The following is a 26,036-nucleotide window of genomic DNA, read 5'->3' as shown; positions in this document are numbered from 1 at the left end:
GACGGCGACGGCCCACGGGCCACCTCACGAAAAGGACACACCGTGACCACCACGACCCCACGGACCTCGCTCACCACCCGCGACCACACCACCCGCGACCGCACCACCCGCGACGAGACCACCGCCGACCACCCGCGCCGGGCGCCCGGTCGCGCGATGGCGGTCGCCGCCGGGATCGCCCTCGTCGCAGGCCCCCTGCTGTGGGCGGGTGGCATGTTCACCTCTCCGCCGCAGGAGAGCATGGCCGACGCCGACTACATCTCCTCGCTGACGCGGGACACGACGATGACGCAGATCTCGGCGCTGTTCCTGCACTACGGCAACCTCGTGATCGCCCTCGGCATCCTCGCCGGACCGAGCCTGGTGCGCGGCGCCCGCGGCCTGCGCCTCGCTGTCGCGGGAGCCCTCGCCACCGCCATCGGGTTCGCGAACGTATCGGGGATGGTCCTCAGCGACTGGTGGAACGCCTCCGCCGGCACGCACCTCAGCTCCGAGCAGGCTGTCGAGGTGTTCCGCGGCTTCAAGACCGGGTCGCTGCTGCCCTTCTGGGACGGCACCGAGCCGCTCAGCCTGGTCGGGCCGCTGCTCCTGCTGGCGGGCCTGGCCCGTGCGGGGGTCCTTGGCTGGTGGACCCTGGGGCTGATCGTCACCGGTGTCGCGGGGCTGATGGTCTTCGGCGCAACGAGCCCGCTCGTCGCCGCAGCCTGTGTGCTCGTCGGGTTCTCGCCGTTCGCCCTCGTGGGACTGCGACTGCTCCAGCGCAGCCGGCTCGCCTGAACCAGAGCAAACCGACCAACGGAGCACCAACAGCAGGTATGCCGCGTGGCTGGCTCAGCCGCGCGGCACACCGCTTGTTCCGGCCAGCGCCAGCCGGCGGAACCCGTCCGTCAGACGGAGCTGCCCCGGCGCAAGGCGGCGCGGCGGCGTTCGTCGGTCGCGTCCGCCATCGCCCAGCGCACCGTCGACGTCGCCACCCCACCGAGGGGGCGCCCGACCAGCCGCTCGGTCACAGGCAGCCACGGCAGCCGCAGCGGCTGCCTGGCCCACCGCGGGAGCATCGCCACGGCGCCCGCTGCCAACGCGGCATACCCGGGCTTGGCGGCCAGGGGCAACGGTGGGTGGACGAGCAGGAACCGCGCCGCCTCACGAGCCGCGGCTGTCGACTCGAGCTCGGGTCGGTAGCCCTCGATGGTCGCGCGCAGCCCAGCCACGGTCGTCGGCGGGTCGACCACCCCGAGCGCGCTGGCGACGATGCCGCCCTGCTGCACGTAGAGGTCGGCCTCGGCAGCGCTCAGCGGCGACACGGCGTAGCGCTGGTAGGCGGTGAGGAAGCTGTCGGCCTCGGTCGCGTGCACCCACTTCAGCAGGTGCGGGTCGCCGGCCGAGTAGGGGCGACCGTCGGCCGCCTTGCCGCGCACCCGGTCGTGGATCGACCGGACCCGGGCGATCTGTTCCTCTGCGTGGTCGATGGTGCCGAAGGTCGTCGTGGCCAGGAACTCGCTGGTCCGCTGCAGCCGCCCCCACGGGTCGCCCTTGTAGCCCGAGTGCCCGGCGACGCCCGCCATGGCGAGCGGGTGCAGCGACTGCAGCAGGAGCGCCCGGATGCCGCCGGGGAACATCGCGGCGTCGGCGTGCACCCGCCAGATCGGGTCCTCCGGCGTGAACCAGCGCGGTCCCTCGGCTCCCCAGATGCGCTCGGCCTTGGCCTGGGCGTCACTGCCGGCGACCCTGGAGCGCAGCGCGTGGGCGAGCTGGCGCCGAGCCCCGTCGGCCATCGGCGCCAGCAGCGTCATCGCGATCGTCCGTTCCGGCGGCGGGGGAGCTGCTTGAGGCGTGCGGCCGGGGTGGGGAGGTCCGCCGGGCGGACGCGCTTGGACAGGTCGCTGTTGGCGATCAGCTCGGCCAGCGGGGTGGTGGAGGTGGGGTGGGCAGCGATGGGGTCGTCGGCCGAGAAGACCACCCACACCGGTTCGCTGTGGTCCGCTCGCGGGTCGAACGTCTTGAGCACGGTGCCCTCACGCACCGTCGTCGCGTGCTCGATCGCCCGGCGCCTGGCCCGTTGCCGGTCCAGTGCCGTCTGAGCGGCTTTCATCGCCGGCTCCTTGGCCTGCTGGGCCAGCACGACCACGTGGGGGCCGTACTTCACGCCCCACTTCACGAGGTTGCCGACGGCCTTGCCTTTGCTGGGCATGCTGCCTCCCTGACGTCTGGTCCGGCCTTCACCCTAATCTCGGGCCCCTGGTCCCGTGTCATGGGAGACGTACGGCGCGTGGACACTGTTCCCATGGACACTGCTCGCACCGACTACAGCGGCGACGGAATCTCCGAGGCCGACATCGCGCCCACGGCGTGGCAGCAGGCCACGCGCTGGGTCGACGACGCGGTGGCGCGCTCGCAGGTCCAGGCCGACGTTCCCGAGCCGTACGCCCTCTCGGTCGCCACCGTCGACGCCGAGGGACGCCCCAACGTGCGGACCGTGTTGATGCGGTTCTTCGACGAGCGCGGCCCGGGGTTCGTCACCGGCACCGAGTCCACCAAGGGACTCGAGATCGCCGCCACGGGCGGGATCGCCGCGGCGCTGACCTGGCCGGCGATGTTCCGGGCGATCCGGTTCCGAGGCGTGGCCGAGCAGGTCTCCCGCGACGAGGTTGCCGGCTACTTCGGGTCACGGCCGTGGGCCTCCCGCATCTCCGCGTGGGCCTCGCGACAGTCCCAGCCGATCGAGGGTCGCGCCGGCCTCGAGCAGGCCTACGACAGGTATGCCGCGCAGTTCCCCGACCGAGGGAACGCGGACGACGTGCCCGTGCCCGACTTCTGGGGCGGCTACCGCGTGCTCTGCGACGAGGTCGAGTTCTGGGGTGGCCGGCGCAACCGGCTGCACGACCGGCTCGTCTTCAGCAGGGTGGCGCAGGGTTCGCTGGACGACGCCGCCGCGTGGGCACTGTCCCGCCGCCAGCCCTGACGTCCGCCGAACTCCGGGGGTTGAGGCGGTCAGGTCGGGTGGGCCTCGGTCTGCACCTCGGTGTCGCCGTGGCCGGAGTTGGCGCCCTCGCTGGGCTCTCGCTCCTTGCGCCGCAACAGGAACGACGCCAGGGCCAGCAGGATGATCGTGCCCGTCAGCAGCCCCATGAGCCGCAGCGTGTCGGCGAACTCGGGCTTGCCCAGCAGGTCCGGCGCCTTGACCGACAGCACCACGATCTCCTTGATGGAGGCGATGATCCCCACGAGGAGGAAGGGCTCGGCCACGAGCTCGCGCCGGGACAGCGTGGTTCGCACGGCGAAGAGCAGCTCGACGACGATGAAGACGAGGAGCAGCAGGTCGAGGATGTCGGCGGCCACTTCCACGACCCCGCCGCTGCCGAGGTCCCCGAAGGTCAGCACGGTCTTGCCGATCACGACGGCGGCGATGGCGAACAGGACCACAGCCACGGCGAGGTAGATGACGTTCTCGACCCGCTCGATGGTCCGTTCGATCAAGTCCGTCATGACCGACATCCTGACCGACCTGCGCTGATCCGTCACTCGTCCGTCACTCGCGGGGCTACCGGTCCGTATGCCGGGATGGCCATTGCCGGATCCCGGGTCGCCGTCACACTTGTGAACTGAATCACACGCGCGCGCCAAAGATGCCGTTCGCGCGGTCCCATCCCCGACCGCCGAATCCCCTCAGGAGCCTCATGGCGCCCGCCAGCCACCCCGCGATCCACCCCGTCGTCGCCGACGTCACCGCCCGGGTGACCGACCGCAGCCGTGCCAGCCGCACGGCATACCTGCAACGCCTCTCCCGGGCCGCGTCCGAGCTGAGCCTGCGCCCGGCACGCACCGACCTCGGTTGCTCCAACCTCGCCCACGCGGTCGCCGCGTGCGGCGGCAGCGACCGGACCACCATGGCTGCCGACACGGGCGTCAGCCTCGGCATCATCACGTCCTACAACGACATGCTCTCGGCGCACGCGCCGTTCGAGCACTACCCCGCCGCCATGAAGCAGACCGCCCGCGAGGTCGGGGCCGTGGCCCGCGTCGCCGGCGGGGTGCCCGCGATGTGTGACGGCATCACCCAGGGCCGCGCGGGCATGGAGCTCAGCCTCTTCAGCCGCGACGTCATCGCGATGTCGGCCGCCATCGCGCTCAGCCACGACGTGTTCGACGGCGTCCTCATGCTGGGCGTCTGCGACAAGATCGTCCCCGGGCTCGTGGCCGGCGCCCTGTCGTTCGGGCACCTGCCGACCGCCCTCGTGCCGGCCGGACCGATGGCGTCGGGCCGCTCCAACGCGGACAAGTCCGAGACCCGCAAGGCCTTCGCCGCCGGCGAGGTCGGCCGCGACGAGCTGCTCGCGAGCGAGGTGGCGTCGTACCACTCGCCGGGCACCTGCACCTTCTACGGCACCGCGAACTCCAACCAGATGCTCATGGACGTCATGGGCCTGCACCTGCCCGGGGCGGCGTTCGTCCACCCCGACGACCCGTTGCGCGAGGCGCTCACCGCGGCGACGACGGCCCGGGTCGCCGAGATCGCCTCCTCCGACGCGCCGTACGGCATCGGCCAGGTCGTGGACGAGAAGACGGTCGTCAACGGGGTCGTCGCCCTCCTGGCGACCGGCGGCTCGACCAACCACACCATGCACCTCATCTCGATGGCAGCCGCTGCGGGGATCGACCTGACGTGGGAGGACTTCGACGACCTGTCGGCTGCGGTTCCGTCCATCGCCCGGATCTACCCCAACGGGCCCGCCGACGTGAATCACTTCCATGCAGCCGGCGGCACGCCGTTCCTCGTGGGCACCCTGCTCGACCACGGCCTGCTCCACGAGGACGTGCTCACCGTGGCAGGGCCCGGGCTGCGGCGCTACACCCAGCGGCCGGTGTTGATCGGTGGTCAGCTCGGGTTCGTCGACGCGGCAACGGAATCCGGCGACCGGGACGTACTGCGCCCGGCCAACGACCCGTTCACGGTCGACGGCGGGCTCCGTGTCCTCGGAGGCAGCCTGGGCCACGCGGTCATCAAGGTGTCGGCCGTGGCGGAGGAGCACCGGGTCATCGAGGCGCCGGCGCGCGTCTTCACCGACCAGGTCGGCTTCCTCCAGGCCTTCTCCCGGCGCGAGCTCGACCGCGACGTCATCGTCGTGATCCGCGAGCAGGGCCCCAGTGCCAACGGCATGCCCGAGCTGCACGCCCTGACCCCTTCGCTCGGAGTCCTCCAAAAGCGTGGGTATGCCGTGGCCCTGGTCACCGACGGCCGCATGAGCGGGGCGTCGGGCGCGATTCCCGCGGCCATCCACGTGACCCCCGAGTCGGTGCACGCCGGGCCGATCTCGAAGATCCAGGACGGCGACGTCATCAGGGTCGACTCGCTCACCGGCCGGTTGGACGTCCTCGTCGACGAGGACGAGTTCGCCGCCCGGGTCCCGTCCCCGCGGGTCAGCGCGGAGGGGGTCGGCACCGGGCGCGAGCTGTTCGCGTCCATGCGGGCCGCCGTCGGCCGCGCCGACGAGGGAGCCCACGTGTTCGGCAGCCTCGGGCACGTCTGGGACCGAAGCGACAATGCCCCGTTCGTCAGCCACGAGGAGAACCGATGACCACCGCCAACACCCTGACCGGCGCGAGCCCGGCGGCCGCGACCACGAGGGACGCGGCGCGCGCGCCGGCCACCCCGACCACGCCGGTGCTGAACAGCGAGGCGGACATCCTCGACCTCTCCCCGGTCATCCCGGTGGTCGTCGTGGACTCCGTCGAGCAGGCGGTGCCGCTGGCGCGCGCGCTGGTGCGCGGAGGCATACCCGTCATCGAGATCACGCTGCGGAGTGAAGCCGGCCTCGGCGCGATCGAGGCGGTGGCCTCGCAGGTCGAGGGCATGGTCGTCGGCGCGGGCACGGTGGTCACGCCCGAGCAGGTGCAGCAGGTCAAGGACGCCGGGGCGCAGTTCCTCGTCACCCCGGGATCGCCGCCGCGCCTGCTCGACGCCGCGCTGGCCAGCGGCCTGCCGCTGCTGGCGGGTGCCGGCACCCTGACGGAGATGCTCGTCCTGGCCGAGGCCGGGCTCGAGGCGATGAAGTTCTTCCCGGCCGAGGCGAGCGGCGGGCGCCCCTATCTGTCTGCCGTGAGCGGGCCGTGTCCGCACCTGCGGTTCTGCCCGACGGGTGGGATCACGCCCGAGACGGCGGCCGCGTGGCTGGCGCTGCCGAACGTCGGCTGCGTCGGCGGGTCCTGGCTGACGCCGAAGGAAGCTGTGGCACAAGGGGACTGGGACCGCATCGAGGCCCTCGCCGCCGAGGCCGCGGCTCTCCGCCAGCCCTGAGGCGCGGGCATCGAGTCGCAGGAGGGGGCGACTCGTTGCCAGCGGCCGGGCATGGAACAGCCCGTGGGCCTTGCCGTGCCGACAACGATCGGCTCGGCGTGCGCAGGGGACGACCTGCACGGCCCACGGGCTGCGGTGAACTGCTGGGGATTGCGCCGGATGGCGGACCTCGAGCAGTCGAGGTGCGCTAGCGCGCAGTCACCTCACGCGTCCAAATTGAAATCACTTCTTGGACCACCTCCCTTCCGTGTAGCTCGACGCTAATTCGGGAAGGTCGGCTGGTGCAACGGTTTTTAGGAAGGGAAATGCGCGCGGGTCAGACGGAGGTCACGACCTCGTCGTAGTCGAGGCGCGGCAGCCGGTCCATCCAGGCGCCCTCGGCGGGGCGACCGATGTTGACCACGGCGATCGTGCGGTGGGCGCCGTCGGGGAAGAACTCGCGGTCCACGCCGTCGGCATCGAACCCGGTCATCGGGCCGGCAGCCAGGCCGGCCGCACGGACGCCCAGGATGAAGTAGGCGACCTGCAGGGTGGCGTTGAGGGTGGCCGAACCCTCACGCATCTCGTCGTTGCCCGCGAACAGGTCGCGAGCACCCTCGAAGTGGGGGAAGACCTTGCCGAGCTCGTCGTGGAAGTCGGTGTCGGCGGCCAGCACGGCGACCAGGGGAGCGGTCGACGTCTTCGCCTTGTTGTTGCCGCCCATCAGCTCGACCAGCCGGCCGCGCGCCTCGGGGGTCCGCACGAGGACGATCCGCAGCGGCTGGTTGTTCATCGAGGTGGGAGCCCACTTCACGAGGTCGTAGATGGCGCGCACCTGGTCCTCGGTCACGGGCTCGTCGGTGAAGGCGTTGGCGGTGCGGGCATCGCGGAACAGCAGGTCCTGAGCCTCGGGGGAGAGCTCGAGGTGGTCGACGAACTGGGCCTCGAGCTCGGTCAGGGAGTCATGGGTCTGGGTCATGGTCGTTGAACACTCAATTTCATGGTTGCATTCCTCAACCATGAAAGCGCAGGTCAGGCAGCAGGAAAGCAGTAAGCAGGCAGCAGGAAGCGGCCCGCTCGGCGCCCGTCATCCCGCGGGTCAGGCGTCACGGTGCACCTTGTGCGGAGCGGCCTGGATGCGGGGCTTGATGACGAGCAGGTCGATGTTCACGTGGGCCGGGCGCCCGACCATCCAGCCGATCGCCTCGGCGATGTCCTGGGCCACCAGGGGCTCCGACACCCCCGCATAGACCGCGTCGGCCCGCGCCTGGTCCCCGCCGAACCGGGTCAGGGCGAACTCCTCCGTGCGCACCATCCCGGGTGCGATCTCCTCGACCCGGACCGGCTGGTCGACCAGCTCGAGCCGCAGCGTCTGGGTCAGGGCCGCGACCGCGTGCTTGGCGGCCACGTAACCCGAACCGCCCTCGTACGCCACGTGTCCGGCGATCGACCCGACGTTGACGATGGTCCCGGCTCCCGAGGCGATCAGGGCCGGCAGCAGCGCCTGGGTGACCTGCAGGGTGCCGATCACGTTGGACTCGAACATCCCGCGCCAGTCGGCGACCTCGGTGTCGGCGGCCGGGGCGAGCCCGAGCGCGCCACCCGCGTTGTTGACCAGCACGTCCAGGCGGTCGCCGACCTCCGCCGCCAGCCGCGCCACGTCGTCGGCCGACGTCACGTCGCAGACCACCGCGCGGCCGCCGATCTCGGACGCCAGCGCCTCGATCCGGTCGCGACGACGGGCCGCGCACACCACCTCGAACCCGTCCGCCGCCAGCTGCCGAGCGGTCGCCTCACCGATGCCGCTGCTGGCCCCGGTCACGACTGCGAGCTTGCTCATGCCGCACCTCCGGCGGGTCGAACTGCTGTGGGGTCGACGGCGATCCAGGTCGCCTCGGCCTGCGCGAGCAGGCTTCCGTCCGCGGCATACAGGGCAGTCCCGCTCAGGTACTTGCGGCCCTCGCCGCCGCGCTGCCACGCCATGACCACGTACTCGTCGCCGGGGATCGGCAGGGTCGACACCTGGGCGGTCATCGTGCCGAGCACCATCGGTCGGCCGGCGATCCCCGAGGCCCAGCCGCCGGGGCAGTCCAGCGCCGCCCACACCGTCTCGAGGTCGACGTCCGCGCCGGGGCGCCAGGCGGCGGCATACTCACCGTCGCCGCCCGCGACCCGACCGGGCTGGAGCCGTAGGCCGTCGCCGGCCGCGCGACCAGTGCCGCACGAGAAGCAGGTGGGGAAGGGGTGGGCGGCCAGGCCTTCATAGCCCTCGCCCGCCGTCGTGGCCTCGGCGAACGACACAGCAGCCGGTATGCCGCCCGCGTCCAGTCTCGCGGTCGTCGTCGCCTCCGCGACGGGGTGCTCGCCGTCGTGGACCTCGAGGGTGCGGTGGCCCCGCGCTGAACTCGTCTGCACCGTCAGCTCCCGATCGAGCGGGGGAGGGGTGCGCAGGCGCACGGTGACGGCTTCGTCGGGGCCGGGCTGGAGCAGGGCAGCCGCGTGCCCGCTGACCCAGCCTCCGTTGCCCGACTCGGGTGGGCCGCAGAAGCGGGCGGGCACGACGAAGCTCATGGGCCCGAACCTACTCGTGGGGTCCCTGGGCGTCAGAAGTCAGGGGCGTCCGTCGCCGGAGCGCGTCAGAATGGCCGGGATGTCCGCACCCAAGCCACCCAAGCCACCCAGGCCACCCAAGCCACCCAAGCCTCGACCCGCGCTCGACACCGAGACCCCCTTCAGCCTGCGCGCGATCGCGGTGCCGGCCTACGGTCCCACCATCATCGTGGCGATCGGCAGCGGCGCGGTCGTGCCAGTGGTCACGCTGAGTGCTCTCGACCTCGGGGCGACCCCGGCGATCGCCGCCCTCACGGCCGGGCTGGCCCTCGTCGCCGAGCTCTTCTTCGCGGTGCCAGCCGGAGCGCTGGTCCACCGGGTCGGGGAGCGACGGGCGCTGCTGTGGGCGAGCGCGGTGGACGCGGTCGCGGCCTTCGTGGCACTGACCGCCCCGTCGCTCGGCGTGCTCATGGTGACGGTGTTCGCGATGGGCTTCACGTCGTCCGTGTTCCTGGTCGCACGGCAGGCCTACCTCATCGACGCGGTACCGGTCTCCATGCGCGCGCGAGCCCTGTCGACCCTCGGCGGGGTGAACCGGATCGGGATGTTCATCGGGCCGTTCATCGGGGCGCCGATCATCCACCTGTGGGGGCCGCGCGCCGGGTTCGCGGTCGCGGTGGCGGCCGGCCTCGGCGCGGCGGCGCTGGTGTGGCTGGGTCCGGACCTCACGGCGGCGCACGAGGCGCAGGCCAGGGAGCTGCGCGACCGAGCGTCCGCAGACGGAACTCCCACCGGCGGAACCCCCACCGGCACCGCCGCGGTGCTCTGGGGCCACCGCAGGGTCTACCTGACCATCGGCCTGGGAGTCATGGTCATCGGCGCCGCACGCTCGGCCCGGCTCGTCCTGCTCCCGCTCTGGGCTGCGCACGTCGGCCTGTCCGCCAGCACCACGGCCGTCATCTTCGGCATCGTCGCCGGCGTCGAGATGCTGCTGTTCTACCCGGCAGGGTCGGTGATGGACCGGTTCGGCCGGATCTGGGTGGCCGTACCGTGCGTCGTGCTGCTCGGGATCGGGATGATCGCCCTGCCCCTGACGCACAGCGCGCTCGCCGTCACGGCGGTCGCCCTCGTCGCCGCCGTGGGCAACGGCATGGGATCGGGCATCGTGATGACCCTCGGCGCCGACAGCGCGCCGGAGGTCGGGCGGTCGCAGTTCCTGGGTGGCTGGCGCTTCGTGTCCGTCCTGGGCATGAGCGGGTCGCCGGCGCTGATCAGCCTCGTCACGGCACAGGCAGGACTGGCAGCGGCCTGTGTCACCCTCGGTGGGCTGGCGCTGGTCGGGACCGGCTGGCTGGGCTACTGGGTGCCCCGCTACGACCCGGTGCGCGGCGGCGCATCCCGCTGACGGCCGCAGGTGAGAGGCTTAGGCCTGTGACCGACCTGATCGACACCACCGAGATGTACCTCAAGACGATCTTCGAGCTCGAGGAAGAGGGCATCACGCCCCTGCGCGCTCGCATCGCCGAGCGTCTCGGGCACTCCGGGCCGACCGTCTCCCAGACCGTCGCGCGGATGGAGCGCGACGGCCTGCTCAGCCTCGCCGGCGACCGCCACCTCGAGCTGTCCGACCACGGCCGGTTGCTCGCCACCCGGGTCATGCGCAAGCACCGGCTGGCCGAGCGCCTCCTGGTCGACGTCATCGGCCTGGAGTGGGAGTACGTCCACGACGAGGCCTGCCGCTGGGAGCACGTGATGTCCGAGCGGGTCGAGCGCAAGATCCTCGCGATGCTCAAGGACCACCACGACTCGCCGTACGGCAACCCCATCCCGGGCCTCGACGAGCTGGGCGAGGAAGAGCCGACCGAGGACTTCCGCTTCGGGCTGCGCACCCTGACCGAGCTGGCCGGCGACTCTCCCGAGACGGTGCTCGTGCGCCGCATCGGCGAGCCGGTCCAGGTCGACCACGAGGCGCTGAGCCTGCTCACCGTCGCGCGCCTGCTGCCCGGCGAGCGCGTGCGGGTGCACCGCGCCGACGGCCGCGTGGTGGCGGTCCGCGAGGGCGCGCCGGAGTCCACCGGTGTCTCGCTGCCCGACGAGGTGGCCCAGCACGTGTTCGGCGCCTTGGTCTGACCAAGGGGCCTGCGAGGCGCCTGACGGGGCGCAGGTTCGACAGGCGCGCTCATCTGAGCGCTTCGGCGGGTCCGGTCTTTGGTCAGTTCCGCGCTTCCTGAGCACGAGGGCGCAGGCGGACCAGACGTGGGCTTGGACTTTCTTGGGGCTGCCGTGACCTCAATGTGACATTCCCAGGCGGCTTGTGTACGGTGGCTGCGGTTCACTCGCCCCCTGGGTGGACCGGCTCGATGTGGAACGCCTAGTCCTGTCACCACGCCCGAGTCATCAGTACAAACCGCTTGGCAGGAGCGGGGGACCCAACTTTGGGCCTTCTCTTCACGAGATGGTCCTTGGGGTTAAGTCTCCACGCACGCGCCCGCAAGGTCGGGCGACAACCGTGGAGGCCGGGTGATCTACCTCCACCCGAACCCGACAGCTCACCTCGTAGGCGCCGGAGGTTCATCCATCGTGGCTTCACACAGTTCTGGCCGCCACCGCGCGCCGGGTCGCTTCAATCCCGTTTCCGAGTTGTCGGACATCGTGGCCAGCGCCGCGCAGCCCGCAGTCAAGACCTCTGCGGTCATCGCCGCTTCCGGTGGTCTCGTCGCCTCGTTCGCCCTTCCCGCGTCTGCCGCCTCGGCCAGCCCCTCCTCGGTGGCCAAGAGCGCCACTGTCAGCGCGCCCGTCGCGGTGCAGGCGCCCGAGACCGCAGCCCCGACGGCGACCAACACCTTCGGTGTCATCGGCTTCAAGGCGACCGCCAAGCCCAAGCCAAAGCCCGTCGTCGTGCCCGTCGCGGCCCGCACGAGCGACCGCACCGCGAGCCGCTCGACGGCCCGCAAGGACTTCACCAGCCTGAAGCCGGCTGCCGGTGGCGTGCTCGGCATCGCGGCCCAGTACGAAGGCCTGATGTACTCCTACGGCGGCACCAGCCCGTCGACCGGCTTCGACTGCTCCGGCTTCACGCAGTACGTCTTCGGCAAGGTCGGCATCAGCCTGCCGCGCACCGCCGACGCCCAGCGCGCAGCCACCACCCGCGTGTCGAACCCGCAGCCGGGTGACCTCGTGTTCTTCGGCAGCCCCGCCTACCACGTGGGCATCTACGCCGGGAACGGCATGATGTGGGACTCCCCGCGCAGCGGCCAGGCCGTCGCGCTGCGTTCCATCTGGTCCTCGAACGTCACCTACGGTCGCCCCTGACCTGAGGTTGGCCACAGCGCCAAGCCACGGTCCGCAGGCCCCCTCCCGCTTCGGCGGGTGGGGGCCTGCGGCGTTTCGTCCCGACCCAGTCCCCCCAGTCGCCACCCCGTCCCACCCAGTCCCGCCCCGTCCCGCCCAGTCCCGCCCAGTTCGAGGTATGCCGCGGGGTCACTCCGCACGGGGCCGTCCGTGCGGCATACCTCGGGTTGCGCGGTCGTGTGAGGATGGACGGATGAACGACGCACACCCCACTGACGCCCTCCACCCCCACGCCGTGGAGATCGATGTCTGGGCGGACGTGGTCTGCCCGTGGTGCTACATCGGCAAGCGACGGCTGGAGATGGCGATCGCCGAGAGTGCGCACCCGGCCGAGGTCACCGTGACCTACCACGCCTTCGAGCTCGACCACCACGTCGCGCACGGCAAGGGGGAGACGGTCCTCGCGTGGTTGGCGCAGCGGTACGGCACCGACCTGGCAGGGGCTCGTGAGATCGCCGAGCGACCTGCCGTGATGGGACGTCCCGACGGGGTGGAGATCGTCGTCGACAAGCAGCTGCGAGCGAACTCGTTCGACGCGCACCGCCTGATCGCGCTCGGCCTGGCCCAGGGTGGCCCGGCGCTGCAGGCTGCGGTGCTCGAACGCTTCTACAGCGCCCACTTCACCGAGGGCAAGCTGATCGACGACATCGAGACCCTGCAGCGCCTCGGCGCCGAGGCAGGGCTCGACGGGCGCCGCGTGTCGGCGGTGCTCGCCAGCGACGAGTTCGCCGACCACGTGCGCGCCGACGAAGAGGCTGCCACCGACATCGGTGTCTCCGGGGTGCCGTTCTTCATGGCCAACCGGCGGGTGGCCCTCTCCGGCGCCCACTCGCCCGAAGTCATCGGCCAGCTGATCGAAGCCGCTCTCAACGGCGACCACGAGGCGATGAGCGCCGGGGCCTGACGAGGCGGGCGGTCCCGCTCAGTCGGCGAGGGCTGCCTCGAAGGAGGCCAGCGTCGCGCGGCTGAACAGCACGAACCGCACGAGCTCGATCGGCTGGTCGTCCCCGCGCTGGTGACCTTCCGGTGGCTCGTCCCGCTCGCCCTGGAGGCTCGCGCGCACGACGTCGACCGCGATCCGCGCCACCTCCACCGGGTCCCAGCCGTAGACACCCGCGCTGACCGCCGGGAACGCGATGCTGCGGGCACCCACCTCACGGGCGACCTCGAGGCTGCGGCTGAAGCAGGATGCCAGCAGCGCCGGGTCGGTCTGCCCGCGATGCCGGTTCGGGCCGACGGTGTGGATCACCCATCGGGCGGGCAGGTCGCCCGCGGTCGTCGCCACGGCGTCCCCCACGTCGAGCCCGCCCCGGTGGGTGGTGTTGCGCACCCGCCGACATGCTTCGAGCAGTCGTGGCCCCGCCGCCGCGTGGATCGCGCCGTCCACCCCACCCCCGCCGAGCAGCATCGAGTTCGCGGCGTTGACGATGGCGTCGACCCGCTCGGTCGTGATGTCGCCCAGGACGGCTTCGATGGTGACCACCCACCCACGGTATGCCGCGCCGCCGGCCTGACGGCAGAGTGCGCCTAGGGGTTGACCGCGAGGAAGACGAACGCGGCGAGCAGCACGAGGTGGACCCCACCTTGCAGCCGCGTCGCGCGACCGGGGACCACGGTGAGCACACTCACGACCACGGTCAGGGCCAGCAGCACCATCTGGGTCGGGCCGAGGCCCAGGACCAGCGGACCGTCGAGCCAGATCGAGGCGATCGCGATGGCCGGGATGGTCAGCCCGATGCTGGCCATGGCCGATCCGAGCGCGAGGTTGAGGCTGGTCTGGATGCGGTTGCCGCGGGCGGCGCGGGCGGCGGCGAGGGTTTCGGGCAGCAGCACCAGCAGTGCGATGACGACGCCGACGAACGACTGCGGGAAGCCTGCCGCCGCCACGGCCGACTCGATGGCCGGGGACTCGACCTTGGCCAGACCGACGACCGCGACCAGCGACACCAGCAGCAGCCCGAGACTCTGCAGGGTCTCGCGGTCGCTGGGCGGGTCGGCGTGCTCGTCCTCGAGCGGCTTGCCGTCGTGGGCCACCGGCAGGAAGAAGTCGCGGTGCCGTCTCGTCTGCGTCGACACGAACATCCCGTAGAGCGCGAGCGAGATCACCGCAGCGAAGGCGAGCTGAGAGCTGGAGAACTCCGGACCTGGCGCGCTCGTCGTGAACGTCGGCACCACCATCGTCATCACGGCCAGCGTGGTCACGGTGGCCAGGGCCGCCCCCGTGCCCTCGGCGTTGAACGAGATGAGCCGGTACTTCACCGCACCGAGGAACAGCGACAGCCCGACGATGCCGTTGCACGTGATCATGACCGCGGCGAAGACGGTGTCGCGGGCGAGTGACTCGGTGTCCTTGCCGCCACTGATCATCAGCGTGACGATCAGCGCCACCTCGATGATCGTGACGGCCACGGCCAGGACGAGCGAGCCGAACGGTTCGCCGACGCGGTGGGCGACCACCTCTGCGTGGTGAACCGCTGCCAGGACGGCGGCGGCGAGGGCCACTGCGACGACCAGCACGGGCAGTGTGCCGAGGTGTCGGCCCCACGTGAGCACGAGGGCGAGGATGGCTGTCAGCGGCGCGAGGGTGGTCCAGGTCAGAAAACTGCTCAGTGATTCGGTCCTGGTCGTTTTCGCGGCCATGCCCCATTCTCACAGGTGAGCGGCGCCGACTCCCAATCGCCGACTCCCAATCGCCGACTCCCGATCGCCGAGTCGCTGTCGCTACGGTCGACCCATGACCTTCTCGATCGTCGGCCAGGTGGGTGAGGGCTTCGGCGTGGCCGTCGCGAGCAAGTTCCCCTTCGTCGGGGCAGTCGTCCCGCAGGCCCGCCTGGGCGTCGGAGCCGTGGCCACGCAGGCGATGGCCAGGGTGGGTTACCGGGCCGTGGCGTTGGACGCCCTCGCCGACGGGGCGTCCGCCGACGAGGCGGTCGTTGCATGCACCTCCTCCGATGCGGACCGCGCCCACCGCCAGCTCGGGGTCGTGGGTGTCGACACGCAGGCGACGTGGACGGGTGACTCGTGCATGAACTGGGCGGGCGGCGTCAGTGGTCGCGAGAGCAGCGGCGGCTATGCCATCCAGGGCAACATCCTCACCGGTCCCGACGTCGTGGCGGCGATGGAAGCCGCGTGGCTCGGATCCGCCGGCGCCTCCCTCACCGACCGCCTCGTCGAGGCGCTGTTGGCCGGCGACGCCGCGGGTGGCGACTCACGGGGTCGCCAGGGCGCTGCCCTGTATGCCGTGCTGCCAGGCGCGGGGTACGACCACTGCGGGGTCCTCGCCGACCTCCGGGTCGATGACCACCCGGAGGCTCCCCGGGAGCTGGCCCGGCTGTTGCGACTGAACGACCTCGTCTTCGGTGGCCCCGAGCTCGTGCTGCGCTGGTCCGACGGGTCCGACGGGTCCGACAGGTCCGACGAGTCCGGCGGCTCCGGCTCGGGTGAGGCCAGCACGGTGGCTGACGAGGTAGGCCGGAGGCTGGCGCTGCTCGGCCACCACGGCGAGGTGACGCAGGCCCTGGCCGCCTGGGCCGGCGAGGCCAACTACGAGATGCGGCTCAGCCCCGACGGGATCGACTCCAAGGTGCTGGCCGCCCTGCGCGACGCCACCGGATCCACGACCGGCTAGTCCTACTCGGGCTAGGCCGGGTCCACCTGGTCGGGTTCGGCGGTCCCGGTGCCGCCGCCATTGGCCTGCCGCCGGCGACGTTCGCGCTCCTCGGCCTCGAGCCGCTCGCGCTCCATCCGTTGGCGCTTGGCTTCCTTCAGCTGCGCCTCCGCACGCTCCCGCACCTGCCGCAGGAACGCAGCGTCGTCATCCGGGTTGGTCGCGACGAACCGGCCAGGTCGCTCGTACTCCGGGTACGCCGCGCCGGTGTTGCCCTTGTAGGGCAGGCTCCGCGCCGGTCCCTGCGGTCGTCCGGCCACGAGCCAGGCCACGGCGCCGACCACCGACGTCACCAGCACGATGAAGATCCAGGTCACCTTCGGCAGGTTCCGGATCCGCGACTCATCGGTCATGATCACGTCGAAGAGGCAATACATCCACAACGCCGTCCCGAGGATCCCCAATCCAAGTTCTGCTCGAATCACGCCAAGAAGCGTGGCACAACGAAGCAATTCGGATGGGCTGATTACCCAGAATCTCCCGCCCGTTCCCGCCCGACGTCAGCGCTTGAGCAGGCGGGCTTCCCAGGGGCGGAGGGGGGCTGTGGGCGACGCGGGGTCACCCAGGTTGCCGAGCAGCAGGGCCGCGCCGGACCATCGGTCGAGGTCGGTGACCGCGCTGGTCAGGTCGAGGTCGTCCCCGGAGAAGTTGGCGAGGACCAGCAGGTCGGTGCCCGCGTGGGAGCGGGTGAAGGCGTAGAGGGCCGTGTGGTCCGGCGCGATCATCGTGAAGTCGCCGTGGGCGATGGCCGGCTCGGTGTGGCGCAGCTCGATCAGGCGTCGGTAGTGGTGGAACACAGAGCCATCGTCGGCCACCGCGGCGGCCGCGTTGATCTCCGTGTAGTTGGGGTTCGTTGCGGCCCAAGGCTTTCCGGTCGTGAAGCCGGCGTTGGTGCTGTCGTCCCACTGCATGGGGGAGCGGGCATTGTCGCGGCTCCCGAGCCGCAGGTTGACGAGGATCTCCTCGACGTCACCCCCAGCGCCGGTCGCCAACCGGAAGTAGTTGACCGACTCGATGTCGAGGAAGTCGTCGGCCGTCGCGAACGGCACGTTGGTCATGCCGAGCTCTTCGCCCTGGTAGACGTAGGGCGTGCCTCGGTGCAGGTGCAGCACAGTCCCGAGAAGCTTGGCGGAGGCGACTCGGTGTTCTGGAGCGTCGGAGCCAAACCGTGACACCGCCCGAGGCTGGTCGTGGTTGTTCCAGTAGAGCGAGTTCCAGCCGACGTCCGCGAGACCCTCCTGCCAGCGACCGAGGGAGGTCTTGAGGTCGCGCAGGTCGACCCGGCTGCGGTCCCACTTGTGCGCACCGATGTCGAGTCCCACGTGCTCGAACTGGAACACCATGTCCACCTCGTGACGCGAGGGGTCGGTGTAGAGGATCGCGTCCTCGACCGTGACCCCGGGCATCTCGCCGACGGTGAGCAGCTTCTCCGCCCGGCCCTCGAAGACGGACTTGTGCATCTCCTGGAGGAACTCGTGGATCCGGGGCCCGTTGAGGAAGTGCGGTGTGCCGTCGCCGAGCTCGGGGTAGCCGGGCAGCGGCTCCCCATCGGGCAGCGACGTCACCTTCGAGATCATGTTGATGACATCCATGCGGAACCCGTCGATGCCGCGATCGAGCCACCAGCGCATCATCGCGTAGACCGCTTCGCGGACCTCCGGGTTCTCCCAGTTGAGGTCGGGCTGCTTGCGGCTGAACAGGTGCAGGTAGTACTCGCCGGTCGCCTCGTCCAGCTCCCAGGCGGGTCCGCTGAAGAACGACTCCCAGTTGTTCGGCGCTTCGCCATCGCCCGTGCGCCACCAGTACCAGTCGCGCTTCGGGTTCTCCTTGCTGGAACGGGATTCCACGAACCACGGGTGCTCGTCGGACGTGTGGTTCACGACGAGGTCCATGACGATCCGGATGCCGCGGGCGTGCGCCTGCTCGATCAGCGAGTCCACGTCAGCGAGGGTGCCGAACGTCGGGTCGATGTCCTGGTAGTCGGCGATGTCGTAGCCGTTGTCGTCCTGGGGGCTCGTGTAGATCGGGGACAGCCACACGACGTCGACACCGAGCTGCTCGAGGTAGTCGAGTCGGTTGATGATGCCCGGGACGTCACCGATGCCGTCACCGTTGGAGTCCTGGAAGCTGCGGGGATAGATCTGGTAGACGACGGCTTCGCGGAACCACTGGTCATCGGTCATGGCGTGAGTCTTTCGACCCGCACCCCCCTCGGCAAGCGCAGCAGTGATCCGGACGCGCCAGGCTCATGTCCGTTTTACGAAGGTGACTCGTTTGCGACCGGTGCCCTCGCGCAGGACGCGGTGGTGGTAGCCGGGGTCGTGGATCCGCTTGTGGTGGTAGCCGCAGAGAGGGACGGCCAGGTCGAGGTCCGTCCGTCCGCCGGTCGCCCACGGATCCTCGTGATGATGCTCGGTCCACGCGTAGGGCCGATCGCAGTCGTCGGCGGCACAGGAGTCGTAGGTCAGGGCGAGCGCGACCCGTTGCGCCTCGGTGAAGAATCGTTGCGACCGGCCGAGATCGAGGAGTTGGGACTCCCCGCCGAGGACCGCTGGCACGATCCCCGCGCCGCAGGCCAGTCTGCGGGCCTCGGAGGCGGAGACGTCGTGGCCGGTGTCGAGGTGAGCCGCCCCGACCGAGGCCTTGAGCTTGTCGTGGTCCAGCGTGACCAGGATCGTCGCGTTGACCTTGCCCGACAGGTGGTCGGTGGGCAGGTGCTCCAGCAGCTCGACGAACGCCCGCCCGTACTTCTGCGACCAGCCCAGCTCCTCGGCCCGGAACGCGTCCCACGTCGCCTCCGCGGTCTCGGCGGCGGTCAGGTCAGCGCCGGCCTCGAGGGCCTGGGCCTTCGCGTCCCGCGCCGCGCGCTGGGCGAACCGGCGGGGCGAGGCGAGCTGCTGGACGACCTTCTTCAGGATCTGGCCGGCCAGGGTGGGCACGGTGAAGTGCCCCGTCATGGTGCCGTCGTGGTTGTCGTGCATGGTCAGCTTGGTCGCCGCGAGGGCGCGCTCCTCCTCGGAGCGAAGGATCGAATCCTCGTGGGCGTCGACCTCGGCCTGGTGCCGTTGGGCTGCCTCGAGGGCCCGTCGTGCCTTCTTGCGCAACGCAACCGGGTCGACTCGTCTTGCCACTGCGACGAGCGACTGCTCGATCGCGACTCGCTCCGTCTCGTCGAGGCCCGAGGGCAGCTGCTCCGTCGCGCGCGCAATGACATGGGCATGCTCGGTCGACAACTGACCCTCGCTCAGCGCCGCCTTGGTCGCGGGCAGCCCCTCGTCGAGAGCGGTGGCCAGCCGCACGTCCTTGGCTGCTGCCGCCCCGTCGCGTCGAGAACGCGCCGCCAGCCAGGCAGCCGTGCCCGTCATCCCCGCGTCCCCGGCCACGTCGGCTTTGTCGACGACCGCCACCAGTGACAGCTTCATGGCCTGGAGGCGGGTCACCGCCCGCTCGAGGTCGTCGATCAGGGTCGACGCCTCTTGCCCCGACAGCTCTTCGACACCATCGCACCGGTCCAGCACCGAGTGGAGCTGACGCACTCCATCGGCCGCCGACAAGGGCGGCGACGGGTGGAGGGGGGCGATGGCCATACCTGACTCTATTCGAACACCTGTTCGAATGTCAACCAGGGTATGGCTAGGAACCTGAGGGTTTGCTGAGTGCCCTGGGGCGGCTCCGCGGCCGCGGCGATCAGGTGGGTGAGGCTGTCGCGCATGGCTTCGAGCTCGCTGATGCTCATCCCGAGGCGGTCGATGATCGCGGGTGGGATGCGCTCGGCACGCTTGCGGGCGGCCGCGCCCTTCCTGGTGAGGGAGACCGCCAGGGCGCGGTCGTCGAGGGGGTCGCGGTCACGGCTGACCATGCCGCTGGCTTCGAGGCGCTTGAGCAGGGGGGAGAGCGTCGCCGGCTCCAGGCTGAGTCGCTGGGCGAGGTCGCCGACCCGCAGCGGTGAGTCCTCCCAGAGGGCCAGCATCACGAGGTACTGAGGATGCGTCAGGCCCATCGGCTCGAGTAGTGGCCGGTAGAGCGCGATCACGTTGCGTGACGCGACGGCCAGGGCGAAGCAGACCTGCCGGTCGAGCTTCAGCAGGTCGACCGGCGTCGTGGGCGCGGGGGCTCTGGTGGTCACGATTTCGAGTCTAGGGGATCGGGCGCTATCGTTAGTGCACAGATAGTTAGGGTACTAAGGAACTGTGGAGCAAGCAATGAGTCGCAAGACTGACCGCGAGGGACTGTCGTTGGGCTATCGGATCGTCTACCGCGTCAAGGTGATCGGCATGCACCTGTACGGGCCGGCCCAGCTCGGCGAGGTGGAGGACCCGCACCGCCGGCTCGAGCGCCAGCGCGCTGCCAAGGTCGCCGCGGCCCGCCGGGCCCGCGAGCAGCGAGAGTCCAGCCGGCTCGGTCAGTAGCAACCGGTGACGGTTGCCGCGAGCATGTCGATGTTCTGGCGCATCGCCGTCATCGACGTGGGCTTTCCGTTGATGACGAACGCAAAGGCCTTGACCCGACCGTCCGTGCCGAGTGTCCAGCCACTCAGGGCCACTGCGTCGGTGAGGGTGCCGGTCTTGGCGTGGACCTTGCCGACGGCGCACTTCGAGGTCGACGCGGTGAACCGGCTGTAGGACGCCCGCAGGGTGCCCGTCTGGCCCGAGATCGGCAGGCCGGCGTTGCTGCGCAGGAGGGCGAACGGGGTCGCGTTGGCGGGTTCGAAGACGTTGGTCACGAGCCGTGCGAGCTGCAGTCCGGTGAGGCGGTCGCTGCGCGAGAGCCCGGACCCGTCATACAGGACGGTGGCGGACAGGCCCTCGCTGCGCAGCCGCGCGGTCTGCGCGGACCTCGCTGCGGTCCAGGTCTTGCCGTAGCCCAGCTTGATGCCGACCAGGCGGTGCAGCGCCTCGGCGTGCTCGTTGTCGGACTCGAGCATCATCCGCGACACGATCTGGCTGACGGTCTGCCCCGCCGAGGTGGCGAGCACCGGGCTGGTCGAGCTCGCGGTGCCCCGCCCGATCCGGGTCACGGTGAGGCCGTAGGTCTTGAGCTTGCCCGCGAACAGGGTGGCCGCGTCGATGCTGGTGTCGGAGACCTGTCGCCCGTCGACGACCAGGGCCCGCAGCCACGTGGTGTCGGCGGGGATGTACGTCGAGCGCCACCCCGTCGCCAAGGTGCGCGGGGCGAAGAGGGTGTCGTCGGCATACAGGCGGACGCGGAGCTGGCCACGCGCCTTCATGGCGGCAGCCGTGGTCTTGGCGAGGGCGGTGAGCTGGGCCGATGAGAAGGAGGGGTCGCCGGAGCCGACGAGGATGACCTGGTCTGCCTGCGGGCCGCGCCTGACCTTCGTCGTGAACCGGGCGGACGCCCCGAAGACCCGGAGGGCGTTGGTGGCCGTCACCCACTTCGCGGTCGAGGCGGGCATGTAGCCGGCGCTGCCGTTCTTGCTCCACACGACCTTGCCGCTCGCGGCGTCGATGACTGCCCCGGTGAACGACGTGCCGAAGCGTGTCGTCGTGACCCGACCCTGCAGCTTCGTCGCGATCCGGGTGTCGGCCGCGGTGTTGACGTAGGTCGTGGTCGTGGCGGACGCCACGGCGGCGTTCGCGCTGCCCGTGGTCGCCAGGACGGGCGCGACACCGAGGGCGCTGGCCAGCGCGGCGATCGTGAGTCGACGGAAGGTCACGGAGCGGGGGCGTGAAGTCATGCCGGTCCTCAGGTGAAAGTGCTGCCCCGTGGAGACGGTTGGGGCAGGTGTGACTGCGGGGGATGGGGCGAAGGTACGCCCGCCCGCGGCCCAGTGGGGACTTTGGACCGATATTCACAGCGTTTCTGCCCGTTCACCCGAGTTGGAGGTGCCCGTATGCCGCGTGGCCCGGCCGCGTGGCCCGGCCGCGTGGCCCGGCCGCGTGGCCAGACGTGGCCGCGCCCGCGCCCGTCAGGCGTCGACGAAGAGCCGGACCGTCGTGGTCGTGCCGAGCTCGAGTCCCTCGGCCCGGCGCACGGCGTCCTTCAGCGGCACGATGTAGCGGCCGTCCTTCGGCCAGAGAGAGGTCTTCCAGTTGGTCTCGCCGATCCGGACCTGGACCGGGATCATCCCCCAGCCGTAGCTCACCAGCCCGGCCGTCGCATCAAGGGCATCGCAGAAGTCCTCGGGCACGGTGACGAAGTGGAACGGCGACGGCCCCTTCCAGAACCAGATCTCACCGCTGAACTCCATCTCCATGCCGCACAGGATAGGAGCGCCGGATCGGCGAGTGCTCGCCTTGCCGTCGGCACGCGTGGGGTGGACGATCGGGGGCGCTACTCGACGACGGAGGTCCCGTGTCCGGACAACTGTCACTGGAGGACCGGGTCGACGCAGTCATCGACCGTGCGCTGGCCGCCGGCCAGGTGGTGGGAGTGGTCGTCCTGGTCCGGGAGAACGGCATACCGGTCTATTCGCGGGCCGCGGGGCATGCCGACCGGGAGGCCGGGACGCCGACCGCAATCGACACCGTCTTCCGCATTGCTTCGCTGACCAAGCCCCTCGTCGCCGCCACCGCCCTGGCGCTCGTCGAGCGCGGCAGGCTCGGGCTCGATGACCTGGTCACCGACCACCTGCCGGACTTCCGGCCGCGGCTGGACGACGGACACGAGCCGGCCATCACGCTGCGCCATCTCCTGACCCACACGGCCGGCTTCGGGTACCCCGAGGTGGCTCAGGAGAGCGATGGCGCTTCGGCGGACGAGGTGTCCGAGGAACCAGCGGAGTCTGGGATGGCTGTGGACCGGTACCTGGCCGCCCGGGTGTCCAGCGGCCTGGACCAGCCGGGGCTGTCGCTCGAGGAGAACCTTGACCGCATCGCGTCGGTGCCGCTCTACTTCCCGCCCGGCACGGGTTGGCGCTACGGCGTCGCCACCGATGTGCTCGGCGCGATCATCGCGACCGTCCACGGTGGTTCCCTGGGCGAGGCCGTCTCCGAGTACGTCACCGGCCCGCTGGGCATGGTCGACACGGGGTTCCACGTGAGAGAGCCGCAGCGCCTTGCCGTGCCGTATGCCGATGGGACACCTCGTGCGGAACGGATGCGCGATCCGCAGACGATCCAGGGGTTCACGTTCTCCCCGGCTCGAGCGTTCGACGACGAGTCGTTCCAGTCCGGGGGAGCGGGAATGGTGGGGACGGTCGGTGACTTCATGAAGTTCCTCGAGGTCATCCGCACCGGGGGAGCGCCGATCCTGAGCACCGAGACGGTCGAGGTCGCGTTGGCCAACCACGTCGGGCTGCTGCGCGACGAGGAGCCGGGCTGGGGTTTCGGACTGCTCTCCGGCGTCCTTTTCGACCCAGTCGCGGGTGCGACTCCTCAAGCAGTCGGAACGATCAACTGGGGAGGCGCCTGGGGACACCAGTGGTTCCTCGACCCGGAGGCCGGCGTGAGCGCGGCGATGTTCACCAACACCGCCCTCGAGGGCTGCTGGGGACAGTTCCCACTCGAGGTCCGTGACGCCATCTATGCGGCCCGCTGAGACTGCGTCCTGAGGCGATCAGTGTTCTGGGCGTTGGCAGGGCGGGCCTGCGACTTCCAAGGTCTGGCGACCATCCTCGGCTGGACTATCCCAGGCGTAGGACCGAGACGACCACCGGCCACTCGGCCGCTGCGATGTTCGCGTGGCCTGCGATCGACGGATGACGGTGGTCCGCACCGTAGTCCTCGAGATGCATGGCCATCCGCGCCGCCGCGCCGCCGTCGGTGTGGCACTGGCTGATGCCCTGGCATGCACGAGCCAGCTGTGCCTCGTATGCCGCGAGCAGGCCAGTCACGCGCGCGACCTCTGCCTGGTTGACGGTGCGGTTTGCCGAGAAGAGATAGCAAGGCCTCGTGTCGATGAAGGCCGAGGGGGTGCTTGGCAGGGCCATGATGGCTGCCGCGTAGCCGGCTGGCCTGCCGGGGTCGCCGATCAGCAGCACGCTGGTCTGGGGCGATGCCTTGACGATCGTCTGTACGGCCCGCCGCACGGACGCGCGAAATTCGGCGTAGTGCTCTGGATCAGTTCCGTCGCAGCGCAGGTCATTACCCACGATCTGCACGATCACCAGCGCCGGATAGGGGAGTCGCGAGAGGCCTGCAGTCGCCTGCTCGACGAGCCTCTCCGAGGTGGCCGCATCTCGGGCTGAGTTGACCACGTTGCCGCTTGTCTCGGGTCTGGCTTCGAGCAGGCGCTGATAGATGCTGCGAACGGCGGGGTTGGACCCCGTGGCCCAGGAGTTCGCAGCATTGTCCGTCGCGGGACTGGTCGGGTCCGACTGGAAGCCGGTCATCCAGGAATGCCCGATCGCCATCACACCAATGGGGTGGTCGGGGCGTCCCGTGGCCGTGGCAGGAGGCGCGGCTGAACCGGGTGACTGGCTGGTGGATGAGGTGCCGGCTGATGGCGTCGTCGCATCGCCCGCGCAGGCCACCACCGCGGCGAGCAGCGCGATGGTCCCCGCCGCGATGCGCCACCGTCGAGCCATGGGAACTAGCCCCCGAACCCGCCATACATGTGGGACTCGGAGTCGCGGATGGCACCGCAGCGCTCACACTGCAGGAAGTGTTCACCTTCCTTGCCGTGCTTCCCCACCCACTGATGTCTGGTCAGCTTGCAGATCACCTTCGCGAGCTTCACCCCCACGAGTGTTCTCCTGTGAAGGCTCCTTGTCACGGTGCGGGCAGCTCCCTGGGCGTTGGGGGTAGAAGCCCACGCGGCAAGGCAGCGACGTTGTGTCACGTCCGGCACAGACGTCGCGGATTCCCATGAGCACCATGGAGCCATGAGCACCACAGAGCATGGGCGCGTGGTGCCCGCCCAGCCCTTACGGATGGGTCGGCGTAATCCCCGAACAGCGGCCTGGGAACCGCGTACATTGGCCGTTCGTCAACAAGGACAGCGAGCCGGGCCCATCGGCACTGCGGAGGAGACGAACCGTCATGACCGACACACAGCCAGGACCGCTCCAGCCCCCGGCCACGCAGGCAGCCACCCTGACGTTGACCGCGCCCACGGCGCCGGCGCCGGTCCAGGCCACGGCCGCCCCCAGGATGGCCCCGGCCATCGACGCCGCAGCCCTGCCCGCCCTCGACGCCAAGGTCGACGCCTACCTCGAGGCGCTGCTGTCCGAGGCTCCCAGGTCGCCCGGGTTCGCGGCCAAGTCGGCGGACGTGCGCACGATGGGCGACGGCGACATCCGCCAGGCCGCCGAGACCTCGAACCGCCTCCTCAAGGCCCCCGTGAAGGCGCTCCAGGAGGGCGGGCTCGCGGAGGGCTCCACGGTCGGCGCGACGCTGCTCGAGCTGCGCCGGACGATCGAGGACCTCGACCCCAAGGAGGCGACGGGGGCCCGCAAGCTTCTGGGCATGGTCCCCTTCGGCGACAAGGTCGCGGACTACTTCCGCAAGTACCAGTCGGCGCAGAGCCACCTCGACGGCATCCTCCACGCCCTGCGCGACGGCCAGGACGAGCTGGGCAAGGACAACGCCGCCCTGAACCTCGAGAAGCAGCTGCTGTGGGACTCCATGGCGCGGCTCAACCAGTACGTCTACGTCGCGGAACGGCTCGACGCCCACCTCGCCGCCCGCATCGCCGACCTCGAGGCGACCGACCCCGACAAGGCCACCGCCCTGCGCGACGACGTCCTCTTCTACGTCCGTCAGAAGCACCAGGACCTGCTCACCCAGCTGGCCGTCTCGATCCAGAACTACCTGGCCATCGACGTGGTCATCAAGAACAACGTCGAGCTGATCAAGGGGGTCGACCGGGCGTCGACGACCACCGTCTCTGCGCTGCGGACCGCCGTCATCGTGGCGCAGGCCCTCAGCAACCAGAAGCTCGTCCTCGAACAGATCTCGGCCCTCAACACCACGACGTCCGGCATGATCGAGCGCACCAGCGAGATGCTGCGCGACAACTCAGTGCGCATCCAGGAGCAGGCCGCCTCCGCCACCATCGGACTGCCCCAGCTCCAGGCGGCGTTCCAGAACATCTACGCCACCATGGACGCCATCGACAGCTTCAAGGTGCAGGCCCTGGACACGATGGCCGCGACCATCGGCACGCTCGAGACCGAGGTCGGGAAGTCGCGGTCCTACCTCGACCGGGTCGAGCGCCAGGACCAACAGGTGGCTCACGGATCGCTGGACCTGGGCAATTCGGTGGCTGCCGGACGCTGAGGGGTGGCGTGGGGGA

At 70.5% G+C, this 26,036-nt stretch carries 28 protein-coding genes and 1 riboswitch; of the genes, 12 read left to right on the top strand and 16 right to left on the bottom strand.

From position 1 onward, the window contains the following. Positions 1 to 42 precede the first annotated feature (42 nt). Positions 43 to 777, top strand: a complete 735-nt coding sequence (locus AC1DWR_RS09370; RefSeq protein WP_477624318.1) for a hypothetical protein — start codon at positions 43 to 45, stop codon at positions 775 to 777. Between the two features lie 110 nt (positions 778 to 887). Here AC1DWR_RS09370 and AC1DWR_RS09365 read toward each other — a convergent pair whose 3' ends face one another. Together AC1DWR_RS09365 and AC1DWR_RS09360 are read right to left on the bottom strand one after the other, a co-directional pair. Continuing rightward, the gene (locus AC1DWR_RS09365; RefSeq protein ID WP_477615796.1) at positions 888 to 1,793 is read right to left on the bottom strand and encodes an oxygenase MpaB family protein; all 906 of its coding nucleotides are present in this window, start codon (positions 1,791 to 1,793) and stop codon (positions 888 to 890) included. Continuing rightward, positions 1,790 to 2,191: a hypothetical protein gene (locus AC1DWR_RS09360; protein WP_477615795.1), complete on the bottom strand. Its 402-nt coding sequence runs from the start codon at positions 2,189 to 2,191 to the stop codon at positions 1,790 to 1,792. Before AC1DWR_RS09360 ends, AC1DWR_RS09365 begins: the two co-directional genes overlap by 4 nt. A 93-nt stretch (positions 2,192 to 2,284) precedes the next feature. Here AC1DWR_RS09360 and pdxH point away from each other — a divergent pair, with 93 nt between their 5' ends. Then, complete coding sequence (gene pdxH / locus AC1DWR_RS09355; RefSeq protein WP_477624317.1) at positions 2,285 to 2,962, top strand: pyridoxamine 5'-phosphate oxidase; 678 nt, start codon at positions 2,285 to 2,287, stop codon at positions 2,960 to 2,962. A gap of 29 nt (positions 2,963 to 2,991) precedes the next feature. Here pdxH and AC1DWR_RS09350 read toward each other — a convergent pair whose 3' ends face one another. Beyond that, a complete protein-coding gene (locus tag AC1DWR_RS09350) occupies positions 2,992 to 3,486 on the bottom strand; it encodes a phosphate-starvation-inducible PsiE family protein (protein WP_477615793.1) in 495 nt (164 codons plus the stop codon). Positions 3,487 to 3,677: 191 nt separating this feature from the next. Between AC1DWR_RS09350 and edd the strand changes: the two genes are divergently transcribed. After that, positions 3,678 to 5,576: a phosphogluconate dehydratase gene (gene edd, locus AC1DWR_RS09345; RefSeq protein WP_477615792.1), complete on the top strand. Its 1,899-nt coding sequence runs from the start codon at positions 3,678 to 3,680 to the stop codon at positions 5,574 to 5,576. Beyond that, positions 5,573 to 6,295, top strand: a complete 723-nt coding sequence (eda, locus tag AC1DWR_RS09340) for a bifunctional 4-hydroxy-2-oxoglutarate aldolase/2-dehydro-3-deoxy-phosphogluconate aldolase (RefSeq protein WP_477624316.1) — start codon at positions 5,573 to 5,575, stop codon at positions 6,293 to 6,295. Before edd ends, eda begins: the two co-directional genes overlap by 4 nt. 316 nt (positions 6,296 to 6,611) lie before the next feature. Here eda and AC1DWR_RS09335 read toward each other — a convergent pair whose 3' ends face one another. From AC1DWR_RS09335 to AC1DWR_RS09325, 3 genes are all read right to left on the bottom strand, one after another. Further along, positions 6,612 to 7,253, bottom strand: a complete 642-nt coding sequence (locus tag AC1DWR_RS09335; protein ID WP_477615790.1) for a malonic semialdehyde reductase — start codon at positions 7,251 to 7,253, stop codon at positions 6,612 to 6,614. A gap of 120 nt (positions 7,254 to 7,373) precedes the next feature. Then, a complete protein-coding gene (locus AC1DWR_RS09330) occupies positions 7,374 to 8,114 on the bottom strand; it encodes an SDR family NAD(P)-dependent oxidoreductase (RefSeq protein ID WP_477615789.1) in 741 nt (246 codons plus the stop codon). Further along, positions 8,111 to 8,845, bottom strand: a complete 735-nt coding sequence (locus tag AC1DWR_RS09325; protein WP_477615788.1) for a hypothetical protein — start codon at positions 8,843 to 8,845, stop codon at positions 8,111 to 8,113. The genes AC1DWR_RS09330 and AC1DWR_RS09325 overlap by 4 nt, the downstream gene beginning before the upstream one ends. Before the next feature lie 79 nt (positions 8,846 to 8,924). On the opposite strand from AC1DWR_RS09325, the gene AC1DWR_RS09320 reads away from it, so the two are divergent. From AC1DWR_RS09320 to AC1DWR_RS09305, 4 genes are all read left to right on the top strand, one after another. After that, positions 8,925 to 10,229, top strand: a complete 1,305-nt coding sequence (locus tag AC1DWR_RS09320) for an MFS transporter (protein ID WP_477615787.1) — start codon at positions 8,925 to 8,927, stop codon at positions 10,227 to 10,229. Between the two features lie 26 nt (positions 10,230 to 10,255). Continuing rightward, a complete protein-coding gene (locus AC1DWR_RS09315) occupies positions 10,256 to 10,954 on the top strand; it encodes an iron-dependent transcriptional repressor DtxR (RefSeq protein ID WP_477615786.1) in 699 nt (232 codons plus the stop codon). A 246-nt stretch (positions 10,955 to 11,200) separates the two neighbouring features. Further along, positions 11,201 to 11,402, top strand: a riboswitch (cyclic di-AMP (ydaO/yuaA leader). 62 nt (positions 11,403 to 11,464) lie between these two features. After that, positions 11,465 to 12,136: a C40 family peptidase gene (locus AC1DWR_RS09310; protein WP_477615785.1), complete on the top strand. Its 672-nt coding sequence runs from the start codon at positions 11,465 to 11,467 to the stop codon at positions 12,134 to 12,136. 232 nt (positions 12,137 to 12,368) lie between these two features. Then, entirely contained in the window at positions 12,369 to 13,079 is a 711-nt protein-coding gene (locus AC1DWR_RS09305) for a DsbA family oxidoreductase (protein ID WP_477615784.1), read from the top strand. An 18-nt stretch (positions 13,080 to 13,097) separates the two neighbouring features. Here AC1DWR_RS09305 and AC1DWR_RS09300 read toward each other — a convergent pair whose 3' ends face one another. Together AC1DWR_RS09300 and AC1DWR_RS09295 are read right to left on the bottom strand one after the other, a co-directional pair. Continuing rightward, the gene (locus AC1DWR_RS09300; protein WP_477615783.1) at positions 13,098 to 13,658 is read right to left on the bottom strand and encodes an O-acetyl-ADP-ribose deacetylase; all 561 of its coding nucleotides are present in this window, start codon (positions 13,656 to 13,658) and stop codon (positions 13,098 to 13,100) included. Positions 13,659 to 13,702: 44 nt separating this feature from the next. Further along, entirely contained in the window at positions 13,703 to 14,815 is a 1,113-nt protein-coding gene (locus AC1DWR_RS09295) for a calcium:cation antiporter (protein ID WP_477615782.1), read from the bottom strand. Between the two features lie 94 nt (positions 14,816 to 14,909). On the opposite strand from AC1DWR_RS09295, the gene AC1DWR_RS09290 reads away from it, so the two are divergent. Then, entirely contained in the window at positions 14,910 to 15,803 is an 894-nt protein-coding gene (locus tag AC1DWR_RS09290; protein WP_477615781.1) for a DUF1028 domain-containing protein, read from the top strand. Positions 15,804 to 15,814: 11 nt separating this feature from the next. Here the strand turns inward: AC1DWR_RS09290 and AC1DWR_RS09285 are convergent, their stop codons facing one another. From AC1DWR_RS09285 to AC1DWR_RS09270, 4 genes are all read right to left on the bottom strand, one after another. Next, positions 15,815 to 16,219, bottom strand: a complete 405-nt coding sequence (locus AC1DWR_RS09285) for a PLD nuclease N-terminal domain-containing protein (RefSeq protein ID WP_477615877.1) — start codon at positions 16,217 to 16,219, stop codon at positions 15,815 to 15,817. A gap of 123 nt (positions 16,220 to 16,342) precedes the next feature. Further along, positions 16,343 to 18,025, bottom strand: coding sequence for an alpha-glucosidase (locus tag AC1DWR_RS09280; protein WP_477615780.1), 1,683 nt, complete (start codon positions 18,023 to 18,025; stop codon positions 16,343 to 16,345). A gap of 63 nt (positions 18,026 to 18,088) precedes the next feature. Continuing rightward, positions 18,089 to 19,429 (bottom strand): HNH endonuclease signature motif containing protein, encoded by a 1,341-nt coding sequence (locus AC1DWR_RS09275; protein ID WP_477615779.1) that lies wholly within the window; start codon positions 19,427 to 19,429, stop codon positions 18,089 to 18,091. Between the two features lie 8 nt (positions 19,430 to 19,437). Next, positions 19,438 to 19,968: a MarR family winged helix-turn-helix transcriptional regulator gene (locus AC1DWR_RS09270; protein WP_477624315.1), complete on the bottom strand. Its 531-nt coding sequence runs from the start codon at positions 19,966 to 19,968 to the stop codon at positions 19,438 to 19,440. A 76-nt stretch (positions 19,969 to 20,044) separates the two neighbouring features. On the opposite strand from AC1DWR_RS09270, the gene AC1DWR_RS09265 reads away from it, so the two are divergent. After that, the gene (locus AC1DWR_RS09265) at positions 20,045 to 20,251 is read left to right on the top strand and encodes a hypothetical protein (protein WP_477615777.1); all 207 of its coding nucleotides are present in this window, start codon (positions 20,045 to 20,047) and stop codon (positions 20,249 to 20,251) included. Here AC1DWR_RS09265 and AC1DWR_RS09260 read toward each other — a convergent pair. Together AC1DWR_RS09260 and AC1DWR_RS09255 are read right to left on the bottom strand one after the other, a co-directional pair. Next, entirely contained in the window at positions 20,245 to 21,537 is a 1,293-nt protein-coding gene (locus AC1DWR_RS09260) for a D-alanyl-D-alanine carboxypeptidase (RefSeq protein ID WP_477615776.1), read from the bottom strand. The genes AC1DWR_RS09265 and AC1DWR_RS09260 overlap by 7 nt on opposite strands. Positions 21,538 to 21,768: 231 nt before the next feature. Further along, positions 21,769 to 22,056: a DUF1905 domain-containing protein gene (locus tag AC1DWR_RS09255; protein ID WP_477615775.1), complete on the bottom strand. Its 288-nt coding sequence runs from the start codon at positions 22,054 to 22,056 to the stop codon at positions 21,769 to 21,771. 98 nt (positions 22,057 to 22,154) lie between these two features. Between AC1DWR_RS09255 and AC1DWR_RS09250 the strand changes: the two genes are divergently transcribed. Beyond that, positions 22,155 to 23,339 carry a serine hydrolase domain-containing protein gene (locus AC1DWR_RS09250; protein WP_477615774.1) on the top strand — a complete coding sequence of 395 codons (1,185 nt, stop codon included), beginning with the start codon at positions 22,155 to 22,157 and terminating at the stop codon, positions 23,337 to 23,339. Between the two features lie 85 nt (positions 23,340 to 23,424). Here AC1DWR_RS09250 and AC1DWR_RS09245 read toward each other — a convergent pair whose 3' ends face one another. Both AC1DWR_RS09245 and AC1DWR_RS09240 read right to left on the bottom strand, forming a co-directional pair. Further along, complete coding sequence (locus AC1DWR_RS09245; protein WP_477615773.1) at positions 23,425 to 24,153, bottom strand: SGNH/GDSL hydrolase family protein; 729 nt, start codon at positions 24,151 to 24,153, stop codon at positions 23,425 to 23,427. A 179-nt stretch (positions 24,154 to 24,332) separates the two neighbouring features. After that, on the bottom strand, positions 24,333 to 24,479 hold the full coding sequence (locus tag AC1DWR_RS09240; RefSeq protein WP_477624314.1) for a hypothetical protein: 147 nt from the start codon (positions 24,477 to 24,479) through the stop codon (positions 24,333 to 24,335). Positions 24,480 to 24,781: 302 nt separating this feature from the next. Between AC1DWR_RS09240 and AC1DWR_RS09235 the strand changes: the two genes are divergently transcribed. After that, positions 24,782 to 26,020: a toxic anion resistance protein gene (locus AC1DWR_RS09235; protein ID WP_477615772.1), complete on the top strand. Its 1,239-nt coding sequence runs from the start codon at positions 24,782 to 24,784 to the stop codon at positions 26,018 to 26,020. The last annotated feature ends 16 nt before the right edge of the window (positions 26,021 to 26,036 follow it).

The sequence above is a fragment of the Pedococcus sp. P2_E2 genome, assembly GCF_056403955.1.
The sequence above is the reverse complement of the archived record's forward strand: the minus strand, read 5'-3'. Positions and strand labels throughout refer to the sequence as shown.